Annotated in this window: 8 protein-coding genes; 5 read left to right on the top strand and 3 right to left on the bottom strand. The window is 63.6% G+C overall.

Going from position 1 to position 11,143, the window contains the following annotated elements:
* Positions 1-64: 64 nt before the first annotated feature.
* The 3 genes from P0D71_RS03205 (at position 65) to folD (ending at position 3,517) form a co-directional block, all read left to right on the top strand.
* Positions 65-1,456 (top strand): DUF3300 domain-containing protein, encoded by a 1,392-nt coding sequence (locus P0D71_RS03205; protein WP_408479263.1) that lies wholly within the window; start codon positions 65-67, stop codon positions 1,454-1,456.
* A gap of 18 nt (positions 1,457-1,474) precedes the next feature.
* On the top strand, positions 1,475-2,416 hold the full coding sequence (locus P0D71_RS03200) for a DUF2950 domain-containing protein (RefSeq protein ID WP_408479262.1): 942 nt from the start codon (positions 1,475-1,477) through the stop codon (positions 2,414-2,416).
* A 240-nt stretch (positions 2,417-2,656) separates the two neighbouring features.
* Positions 2,657-3,517: a bifunctional methylenetetrahydrofolate dehydrogenase/methenyltetrahydrofolate cyclohydrolase FolD gene (gene folD, locus P0D71_RS03195; RefSeq protein ID WP_408347701.1), complete on the top strand. Its 861-nt coding sequence runs from the start codon at positions 2,657-2,659 to the stop codon at positions 3,515-3,517.
* A 170-nt stretch (positions 3,518-3,687) separates the two neighbouring features.
* Here the strand turns inward: folD and P0D71_RS03190 are convergent, their stop codons facing one another.
* Positions 3,688-4,803 carry an acyltransferase family protein gene (locus P0D71_RS03190; RefSeq protein ID WP_408347698.1) on the bottom strand — a complete coding sequence of 372 codons (1,116 nt, stop codon included), beginning with the start codon at positions 4,801-4,803 and terminating at the stop codon, positions 3,688-3,690.
* A 326-nt stretch (positions 4,804-5,129) separates the two neighbouring features.
* On the opposite strand from P0D71_RS03190, the gene P0D71_RS03185 reads away from it, so the two are divergent.
* Complete coding sequence (locus tag P0D71_RS03185) at positions 5,130-7,238, top strand: M3 family metallopeptidase (RefSeq protein WP_408479261.1); 2,109 nt, start codon at positions 5,130-5,132, stop codon at positions 7,236-7,238.
* 100 nt (positions 7,239-7,338) lie between these two features.
* Here P0D71_RS03185 and P0D71_RS03180 read toward each other — a convergent pair whose 3' ends face one another.
* Positions 7,339-8,631 carry an amidohydrolase family protein gene (locus P0D71_RS03180; RefSeq protein WP_408301718.1) on the bottom strand — a complete coding sequence of 431 codons (1,293 nt, stop codon included), beginning with the start codon at positions 8,629-8,631 and terminating at the stop codon, positions 7,339-7,341.
* A gap of 215 nt (positions 8,632-8,846) precedes the next feature.
* Here P0D71_RS03180 and P0D71_RS03175 point away from each other — a divergent pair, with 215 nt between their 5' ends.
* Positions 8,847-9,545, top strand: coding sequence for an aspartate/glutamate racemase family protein (locus P0D71_RS03175; protein ID WP_408479260.1), 699 nt, complete (start codon positions 8,847-8,849; stop codon positions 9,543-9,545).
* Positions 9,546-9,733: 188 nt separating this feature from the next.
* On the opposite strand, the gene P0D71_RS03170 is transcribed toward P0D71_RS03175, so the two are convergent.
* Positions 9,734-11,119, bottom strand: coding sequence for a hypothetical protein (locus P0D71_RS03170; RefSeq protein ID WP_408479259.1), 1,386 nt, complete (start codon positions 11,117-11,119; stop codon positions 9,734-9,736).
* Between the last annotated feature and the right edge of the window lie 24 nt (positions 11,120-11,143).

Genomic DNA, 11,143 nt, shown 5'->3' with positions numbered 1-11,143 from the left:
ACCGACGCAGTCAGTACTGCGAATCCACGTCGCGTCTTATCAACACCACCGGGAGGAATTCATCGTGAAACGATCCGGAGCACACCACTCGCGTGCGTTGTTCGTCTGCGCGGTTCTCGCGGGCGCGCCGCTCTTCAGCGGGCTCGCCACGCCGGACGCCGTCCATGCACAAGGCGCCACCAGAATGTCGAACCAGCAGCTCGATTCGCTGGCTGCTCCCGTCGCGCTTTATCCGGACGCCCTGCTCGCCCAGGTGCTGATGGCCTCGACCTTTCCGCAAGACGTGCGGGCTGCGGCCGCGTGGTCCAAAGCAAACGCCAGACTGCAGGGCGACGACGCGGTCAGAGCGGTCGCAGCCGAGCCGTGGGACGCGAGCGTACAGTCACTCGTCGCTTTTCCGCAGGTGCTCGCCACCATGGCCTCGAAATCCGATTGGGTCGCGCAACTCGGCACCGCGTTCCTTGCCCAGCCTGGCGACGTGATGGACTCCGTGCAGCGTCTGCGCAGGCAAGCGCAAGCGGCCGGCAATCTGAAAACGAGTGCGCAGCAAACGATTGTGGTCGAGCAGAGCACGATTCAGATCGTGCCGGCCAATCCGCAAGTGGTGTACGTGCCGACCTACAACCCCACGGTGGTCTACGGCGTGTGGCCCTATCCCGCGTATCCGCCCGTTTATGTGCCGCCGCCGCCCGGCTACACCATCGCCACCAGCTTCATGGCCGGCCTCGCATTCGGCACGGGTATCGCCGTCGCGAACGCACTGTGGGGCGGCTTCAACTGGAACTCGCATGACGTCAATATCAACGTGAACCGGTACAACACGATCAACGTGAACAACCGGCTCAACGTGAACGGCAGCACGACGAACTGGAATCGCAATAGCAACGTCAACAACGCGAATCTCGAACGCAACCTGAACAACAACGTCGGCGGCACGCAGCGCGAGGCGTATCGCGGCCGGGACAACGCCCGCGCTCAGGCACAGCAGACCTTGCAGAGCCGCACCGGCCAGAATCTGGGCGGCAGCGCGAGCGAGCGCCTGCAAGGGATCCGCCACGGCGGCACGGCGAACCCCGAATTGCAAAACCGCGCGCAGAACGCCAATCGCGACAACGCGCTGCGCGGCGCCGGCGACGGCAACGCCGCGCGACAGGACACGCAGCGCGGTCAGACAAGCCGCGACGCGCTCGCCAGCCGCAATGGCCAGCAGTACGCGGCAGGAGATCGCGGTGCGAACGCGGGCGGCCTGCAACACTCGCACGCCGCGCCCGGTGCAAACGGCGGCGGTCAGCAGCGCACGTCGGCAGGTCTCGGTGCAAACGGCAGCGGCCAGCAGCGCACGTCGGCAGGTCTCGGTGCAAACGGCAGCGGCCAGCATGGCAGCGGAATCGGCAATTGGAGTGGCGGATTGGGCGGCGGCGGCGCAGGTGAGCACCACTTCGGCCGCGGCCGTTGAACAAAAAAGGAGTCTCTGATGATGCGTCTATTCTCAACGCGCACGCTGCGCGCCAACGTCCTGACAGTGGCGGTCGCTCTCGGCACCACTGCCACGCTGCTCCTTGCTCCGGTGCTGCTGATCAGCACGATCCCGGCCCATGCCCAGGCGATCTACCCTAGCGCCAACGACGCCGCCAACGCATTCGTCGAAGCGCTCGCCCGTAACGACGAGGACGCGCTCAAGCACGTGCTCGGCAGCGACTTTCAACGTGTCATTCCCACCGAAGGCATCGGCGAGGACGACATCTACCAGTTCCTCGGCGAATGGTCGAAAAACCATCAGATCATCGAGGAGCCGGCTATCGACAGGGGGCGCGTCACCGCGCATCTGACGGTGGGCTACAGTGGCTGGAACCTGCCGATTCCGCTCGTGCAGGCAGGCAACGGTTGGCGCTTCGACCTGCCGGCGGCACGCGACGAGATGCTGACGCGCCGCATCGGCCGCAATGAGCGCGCCGCGATCCTGACTTCGCTCGCCTACCTGGATGCGCAATACGACTATCGCAATCTGACCCAGCGCTACGCACAACGCTTCGTCAGTACGCCGGGACAGCATGACGGACTGTATTGGACAACGGCGCCAGGCGAACCGGAAAGCCCGTTTGGACCGCTCGCCGCCACCATGCCGAACGGCACGCTGCCTCAGGAGGCCTATCACGGTTATCACTACCGCATCCTCACGGCGCAAGGGCCGCACGCGAAGGGTGGCGCGCAGAACTACTTCGATCACGGCGTGCTGTCCAAAGGCTTCGGGCTGATCGCCTCGCCGGCCGAATACGGCAAGACCGGTGTGATGAGTTTCATCGTCAACCAGGAGGGGCAGGTGTATCAGAAGAACCTCGGGCCGCAAACCACGCGTGCGGCGGCGGCGATCAAGACGTTCGATCCGGACTCGGGTTGGCAAGCGGTCCAGCCGTAGCGAGCCGGCGCGACGGCGTACGCGTCTCCCCCCGCAACGCCGCGATGCAACCGGCCATCCGTGCGCGGCGCACGAGGCAGGGCCGGTATAATGTCGGACTTTGCAGCGCCGCTTAACCCCGATTCGCGCCGCGCGCTTTTCACGTGCCGACCTATTCCCGATGAAAAGCGCCATCGCGCGTGGCCCGCTCGAGCGTCTGCGCCCTGCCCCGCTTTCCAAACTGCCCATCTCGACCCGACCATGACTGCCAAACTGATCGACGGCCTCGCCCTTTCCAAGACCCTGCGCGCCGACGTCGCCGCACGCGCCGCCGCCCTCACCGCCCGCGGCCATCAGCCAGGCCTCGCCGTGGTGCTGGTCGGCGACAATCCGGCTAGCGAAGTGTACGTGCGCAACAAGGTCAAGGCGTGCCACGACAATGGCCTCGGCTCGTCGTTCGATCGCTATCCGGCCGACCTGCCGGAAGCCGAACTGCTCGCGCGCATCGACGAACTGAACCACGACCCGCGCATCCACGGCATTCTGGTGCAGCTGCCGCTGCCGCCGCACATCGACAGCCATAAGGTGATCGAGGCGATCGCGCCGGAAAAGGACGTGGACGGCTTTCACGTCGCCAACGCCGGCGCGCTGATGACCGGCCAGCCGCTGTTTCGCCCGTGCACGCCGTACGGCGTCATGAAAATGCTCGCGGCCTACGAGATTCCGCTGCAGGGCGCGAACGCGGTGGTGATCGGCCGCTCGAACATCGTCGGCAAGCCGATGGCGCTGCTGCTGCTCGAAGCCGGCGCGACCGTGACGATCTGCCACAGCAAGACGCGCGATCTGGCCGCCCACACGCGCAACGCCGACGTGGTGGTCGCCGCCACGGGCTTGCGAAACATTCTCACGGCCGACATGGTGAAGCCCGGCGCGGCGGTGATCGACGTGGGCATGAACCGCGACGAAGCCGGCAAACTGTGCGGCGACGTCGACTTCGCGGGCGTCAAGGAAGTGGCCGGCTATATCACGCCGGTGCCGGGCGGCGTCGGCCCGATGACCATCACCATGCTGCTCGTCAACACGATCGAAGCCGCCGAGCGCGAAGCAGCAGCGAACGCGTAAAGCGGAGAATGTCAGGCGGTGAACGTCAGGCGGAAAGCCGGCAGAGCGCAGAGCCGCTCCGCCGGCATCGAAACCTTGCAGGCCCTGGCCTCGCGCCAGGCATCGACCATGATCGGCGCCACACCGCGCCACCTTCGCGCCATATACCCGCCCCACACGCGCCGCATATCTCAGCGCACGGCTTGATCGCTTGCCGGCATACCCGTCGCTAGCGGCGTCGAGCGGCGCGCCAGACGCCCGCGGCACCACTTCAGCACGGGCCGTTCCACGAAGTGCCACGACAGCGCCGCGCACAGCAGGATGAACGGCGCGGCGATCAGGACCGCCGCCACATGGCTCAATTGCGGCGCGAGATTCGCAACGCATTGCTGCACCATGAAGCCGTACAGATAGATGCCGTACGAGTAATCGTGACGCGGCACGAGGCGCCGCAACAACGGCGTCGTTCCGACCCACAGCACCCCATACACGAAGGCCAGATAAAACAGCGGCTGCGCGCCGGCCGTGTCGCGGAACACCAGAAACACCATCGTGAGCGCCAGCGCCGTCAGACCGTTGATGTCGATGCGTTCACGCCAGCCGTACAGCAGCATGCCCAGCATGAAAAACGGCTCCGGCCAGAATGAATATCCGCCGGGCGTTTCGCTGAAATCGCGCAAGCCGACCTGCCAATGCGACAGATTCACGCGCAGTACGAACGCGGCGCAACCCAGCGCGGCAGCGAGCGCCACGCCGCGCGAACTGGACAGCAGTCCGACCATGCCAGTCACGAGCACGATCAGATAGCACCTTACTTCGAGCGGCAGCGTCCAGAGCGGCGCGCAGACGTCGACGGGAAAGCGGTTGTGCTCGAACACGCCCGGCAGCGCCCAGCCGGTTTTCAGCACGATGGTCGAGAAATTGTCGAGGTTGGCCCACGTCATGCCAGAGGCGAAATACTCGCGCAGCGGCAGCGTCGTAAACAGCGGGCCGACGATGAACACCGTCACCAGCGAACCGGCCGCGATCGCTGGCCACAGGCGCGCGATGCGCAAGACGGCGAAGCGCGGCACCGAGCGCTGCCGGTCGAAGCTGGCGGTGACCAGCATGCCGCTCAAGAGGAAAAAGGCGTAGACGCCGAGCGCGCCAAAACCGTCGAAACCGAGCGCGTTCTGGACCCAATCCGTGGTGCCGTCGGGCGCCTGGAGCAGATAGGAATGACCGTAGACGACGGCGATAGCGGCCAGCAGCCGCACGAGATCAAAGTTGTTGCCCTTGCGCGATAACGCATCCGAAAGCGGGTTCATCCATACCTCTTTTACGAAAAACGCCGCTGACCGGTAGCGACACCCCACCTTGCCGCATAGCAGCAATTGGAACCGTTCGTTTTCGCACAAAGCACAGTGGCGCTTTTGCCCCCGCGCCGCGCTTGTCCCGCTTGTCCTGCAACCCGCACGGCACGGCGACATCTGATAATTTGTCTGCCGACGGATTGGAATCGGCGCGCCCTGCCCCAATAATGTCTGTATCGGCTGCGACAGGGCGTCGTCGCGCGCGCCCCGAAGGGCGTTGCCCAAGGGGACACCCGTCCATGCACCGATTACCCGTTCACCCGCGTCAGACAGGAAGCCTCATGTCCACTACCGCCTCGAATCACGACAATCCGCTCCTCGATTTCTCCGACCTGCCGCGCTTTGGCCAAATCCGTCCCGAACACGTCACGCCCGCCCTCGATGTGCTGCTCGCCGACGCTGCCGCCGCCGTCGAGCGCGCCGCCCAGCCGATCACGCCCGCCTCGTGGGCCGACGTGGTCGAACCGGTCGAGCGCGCGACCGAACCGCTGTCGCGCGCCTGGAGCGTGGTCGGCCATCTGAACGCCGTCGCCGATACGCCCGAGTTGCGCGCCGTGTATGGCGAGAATCTGCCGCGTGTCACCGAATTCTGGTCGAGCGTTGGACAGAATCTCGCGCTGTACGAAAAGTACAAGGCGCTGCATGCCAGTAGCGATTTCGCCTCGCTGACCGGCGAGCGCAAGAAGATCCTCGGCAATGCGCTGCGCGATTTCCGCCTGTCCGGCGCGGAATTGCCGGAAGACCAGAAGCCGCATTTCGCCGAATTGCAGGAACGTCAGGCGGCGCTCTCGAAAGCGTTTTCGGATCACGTGCTCGACGCGACCAATGCGTATGCGTATATCGTCGAAGCCGGCAATGAGGCGCAACTGGCCGGCCTGCCCGAAGACGTGGTCGAAGCCGCCAGGGAAGCGGCCGAGCGCGAAGGCAAAACCGGCTACAAATTCACGCTGCATTTCCCGTCGTATTTCCCGGTGATGCAGTACTCGGAAAATCGTCCGATGCGCGAGGCGATGTATCGCGCGTACGTGACGCGCGCTTCCGAGCTCGGCCCGCAATACGGCAACGGCAAGCCCGAGTGGGACAACACGGCGGTGCTCGCCGAGCAGTTGAAGCTGCGCGCTGAAGAAGCGCACATGCTCGGCTTCAACAACTTCGCCGAAGTCTCGCTCGCGCCGAAAATGGCCGAGTCGCCCGCCCAGGTCATGAGCTTCCTCGAAGACCTCGCCACGCGTGCGCGTCCGCATGCCGAGCAGGACTGGAAGGAGCTGCGCGAATTCGCCGCGAACGAACTCGGCATGAGCGAGCTGCAACCGTGGGACATGACGTTTGCCGCGGAGCGTCTGCGTCAGAAGCGTTATTCGTTCTCCGAGAACGAGGTCAAACAGTACTTTCCGGAAGACGCTGTCTTCAAGGGTCTTTTCAAGGTCACGGAAACGCTGTTCGGCGTGCGCATCCGCCGCGACGAAGCGGCCGCGTGGCACCCGGACGTGCGCTTTTTCCGCGTCGAGAATCAGGACGGCGGGCTCGTCGCGCAGTTCTACCTCGATCTGTATGCGCGTGAAGGCAAACGCGGCGGCGCCTGGATGGACGACGCGCGCGGCCGTCACAAGCACACGCATGGCAGCGTGCAAACGCCGGTCGCATATCTGACCTGCAACTTCTCGGCGCCGGTCGGTGGCAAGCCCGCCTGCTTCACGCACGACGAAGTGATCACGCTGTTCCACGAGTTTGGCCACGGCTTGCATCACATGCTCACGCGTGTCGATGAGCTGGGCGTGTCGGGCATCAACGGCGTGGAGTGGGACGCGGTCGAACTGCCGTCGCAATTCATGGAGAACTTCTGCTGGGAGTGGGACGTGCTGAGCGACATGACTTCGCACGTCGAAACCGCCAAACCGTTGCCGCGCGAACTGTTCGACAAGATGCTCGCCGCGAAGAACTTCCAGAGCGGTCTGGGCACGCTGCGCCAGATCGTATTCTCGATGTTCGACATGCAACTGCATACCGGCTTCGACGCCTCCGGCACGAAGAACGCCACCGAACTCGCGAGCGAAATCAACGAGCGCTTCCACGTCGTGCCGCAAGCGCCGTTCTCGCGCTGGCCGAATACGTTCAGCCATATTTTCGCGGGCGGCTATGCGGCGGGCTACTACAGCTACAAATGGGCTGAAGTGCTCTCTGCCGACGCCTACGCGGCATTTGAAGAAGCGGCGCAAGCGGCGAGCGGCAGCGTGCTCGATCAGGCGACCGGCATGCGTTATCGCAAGGAGATTCTGGAAGTGGGCGGCAGCCGTCCGGCGATGGAATCGTTCAAGGCATTCCGCGGCCGCGAGCCGAATATCGACGCACTGCTGCGTCACAACGGCATGACGCCGGGCGCGGCGCATTGAGGGGTTAATGCGAGCGTCGGCGCTTGCGTCGTCCGATGAAAGCCGGTGACTTGCTTAACGCAGGCACCGGCTTTTTTCTTTGTCAGCGCTGAACGCGCAACTAGGCGCGATGCAGTTTGAAATCCACTTCCGATGGCCGCCCTTCGAGCGACAACGCGGCACGCGCAGCCGGCGCGCGGCTCACCACCTTGCCGCGACTCACCACAGCAAGACGCGCCGCGCGCAAGCGGATTGCTTCCACCGGATCGCGCGCGTCGAGCAACACGAGATTGGCCGCGCAGCCCGGCGCGATGCCGTAGCCTTCGAGGCCGAGAATGCGCGCGGCGTTCACCGTCACCGCGTCGAAGCAGGCGCGCATGCCTTCGACACCCGTCATCTGCGCCACATGCAAACCCATGTGCGCGACTTCCAGCATGTCGCCCGAGCCGAGGCTGTACCACGGGTCCATCACGCAATCGTGGCCGAACGCGACGTTGATGCCCGCTGCCATCATTTCCGGCACGCGTGTCATACCGCGACGTTTCGGATAGGTGTCGCTGCGGCCTTGCAGCGTGATGTTGATCAGCGGATTCGCAATCGCCGCGACGCCCGCCTCGCGCATTAGCGGCAGGAGTTTGCTGACATAGTAGTTGTCCATGGAATGCATCGAGGTCAGATGCGAGCCGGTCACGCGCCCCTGCAAGCCGAGCCGATGCGTTTCGGCCGCGAGCGTCTCGATGTGACGCGACATGGGGTCGTCCGATTCATCGCAATGCATGTCCACGCGCAAGCCCTGCTCCGCCGCGTACTCGCACAAGAGACGCACGGACTGCGCGCCGTCGGCCATGGTGCGCTCGAAATGCGGAATGCCGCCGACCACATCCACGCCCATCGCGATCGACCGTTTGAGATTCTCGAAAGCGCCCGCGCTGCGCAACACGCCGTCTTGGGGAAAGGCCACCAGTTGCAGGTCGAGATACGGCGCGACGCGGCGCTTCACTTCGACCAGCGCCTCGACCGCGAGCAGGCGCGGATCACACACATCCACGTGGCTGCGGATGGCCAGCAGCCCGCGCGCGACGGCCCAGTCGCAATACTGCAACGCGCGCTCGATCAGCGCCTCCTGCGTGAGGTCCGGCTTCAGTTCGCCCCATAGCGCGATGCCCTCCAGCAGCGTGCCCGATGCGTTCACGCGTGGCAATCCGTACGAGAGCGTCGCGTCCATATGGAAATGCGGATCGACGAACGGCGGCGTGACAAGTGAACCGGCGGCATCGATTTCTTCGCGCGCGCTCGCGGCCAGATTCGGTTCGACGGCGACGATGCGGCCCGCTTCGATGCCGATGTCGACCGGCTCCTTGTGCTGCGGCGCGGCGCCCGGTGGCAACGTCGCGCGGCGGATGATCAGATCCATGTATCGCTCCCTTTGGCCCTTCCTGATTGATCACGATTCTATCGGCGTCAGAAAGCGTGTGGCGACGTTTATCCGGCGTTTTTTTCGCGCATTTTTTCATCTGGCCGTACCGGCGAGCGGCGCGCGATCCGTACCGGCTGCGCGTCCGGCCGCCCGCCTATACTCGCCGGACAGACGGTCGATGCCGCGCCGTCATTCACTCAGGGAGCAGGCACATGAAAACAATTGGGGTGATCGGCGGGATGAGTTGGGAATCGTCCACCGAGTATTACAGGCTCCTGAACCGCCACGCCAAAGCGCGCCTGGGCGGCCACCACAACGCCCGCAGCCTGATGCTCACCGTCGACTTCGCGCCGGTCGAAGCGCTCCAGCGCGCGGGCGACTGGGACACGCTTGGCCGACAGTTGGCCGATGCCGCGCGCCAACTCGAACGCGGCGGCGCCGATCTGGTGCTGCTCGCAACCAATACGATGCATCGCGTGTATGAATCGATCGAAGCGGCGATCGACGTGCCGTTCCTGCATATCGCCGACCCGACCGGCAACGCGTTGCGTGCGGCCGGCGTCGAACGAGTGGGTTTGCTCGGCACGCGCTATACGATGGAGCAGACTTTCTACACAGGGCGCCTGCGCGAGCGCTATGGCCTGACAACACTGGTTCCGGATGAAGCCGAACGTGCCGAGGTGCACCGCATCATCTACGACGAGCTGTGCCACGGTAAGGTGAATGACGCTTCACGCGCGGTGTATCGGCGTGTGATCGAGGCGCTGGCCGCGCGTGGCGCGCAGGCGGTGATTCTCGGCTGCACGGAAATTACGTTGCTGATCAAGCCGGAAGACTCGGTGTTGCCCGTGTTCGATACGACCGCGTTGCATGCGCAAGCGGCGGTGGAGTGGGCGATTGGTGAGGAGTGAGGGCAGCACGGGCGGAGCGGAAGACTTCGGCGCACGCGTCCGCGCCCAGCTGCCCCTGGCGGTGCTCAAGGCACATGACCATTTCGCGGCGCGGACGGCAAGATCTTCCTATTACCCGGGCGAACGGTTTGATTGCCCTGCGTGCGGGGCTGCGACTCGGCTGCCCCGCAAGCGGGTCAGAAAAACCGTCAGGCTTTAGCCGCGCCTGCTTCCTTTGGCGGCTGCAACGTGACGTCCTTGCCACGCATGCCGTTCCTGTCAACTATATGGGCAGTCTCGGAACCGTCGGCATTGACAGTTGCGACTGTCCGGCTACCGTCTTTGTGGTACTCCACCAGGAACGTATCCTTACCATTCTCGTCAAGGTCACGCGACAATACGGGCTGTCCATCGCGATCGTACTGGAACTGCGCCCGAACACGTCCTTCTGCATCATAGTTGGACACCGTACGCCCGCCGTCCGTTGACTTGCGATCCTGAACTGCGAACTTTCCCGTTTCTGGAACGATATAATTCGCTTCGATTTTCTCTCCCTTGCCGTCGAATTGGGCAATCTGCGTGTTGCGGTTTTTCGCATCGAACGAAGTGGCTTGAGACGAGTTATCGCTCGCATAATCGCGCACTGTTCCTGACCTGTCCGCATTGAACTCGGCACGCTCAGTTTCACGCCCCGCGCCGTTCCTGACGTCGACCGAATAGGCACCGTCCTTTGCGTAACTATAGGCCGCTGTCGAGGTTAATTCGCCGTGAGCGTCCGCGAGTTCTGCAGTCTGGATTTTGCCTCTTGAGAACGTCTGCGTGCCGACATCGCCGGACGCCCAATGCTCAGTCATCGAATTAATGTCACCCTGCTCGTCGCCGGTGAACTCTACCTGCTTGATACTGCCGGTTTCAGGTGCCGGCGCGCGACTGCCCTCCCCGTAGTATTGGTAGTAGGACTTACCGGTCGCGGTGGAAGGATTTGCATTAACATAGGCGTTCATCCCGGCAACGATAAGATTATTGCGATCCTCCGCGCTCGACTTGCCTGCGCCTACATCGACTGCGTGCAGGGCATCGAGTTTTTCCTGGAGGCCCGGGAGTCCGCTAACTTCGATCTGGGTTCCGGGCGCGTTCTCAGTGGCCGTGCTTTTCTGGATTTCCTGTTGAATCTGAAAGTTATTCGCGACCGCCTCCCCTTCTTGATGAGCACCGGTTAGCGCCGCCACGTTATAGGCCTGGGGATCGCGCGGATTGACGGCATACTGCGACTTGAACGCTTTATCGTTCGCGCGATTCTCGTAGTGGCCAATTTCATGCGACAAATGACCCAGCACGGAAGCGTCAGACATCGTCGAGTGTTGATATTGACCGACTACGATGTGCCTGCCGTCGAAATACGTGGCGATGTCTTTGCCCCTGCTCATCGGATCCATATTGCCCGAACTCACGTCACTGCCATAATCGAATAATTGAGATCGAAACTGGGGGCTCGCATTGACGAGCCTGATCTGCTCGGGTGTCAGCTTCACTTCACCAAAGTAGGATTCCTGACCAGTGACCACGTTCTTTCCCACACTCAAGTTCGATGCCATATCCATCCATCCGTTAGCCATTGA

This window comes from Paraburkholderia sp. RL17-383-BIF-A (genome assembly GCF_046028015.1).
Lineage (GTDB): Bacteria > Pseudomonadota > Gammaproteobacteria > Burkholderiales > Burkholderiaceae > Paraburkholderia.
Note: the sequence above shows the minus strand (reverse complement) of the source record. Positions and strands in the feature narration are given on the sequence as shown.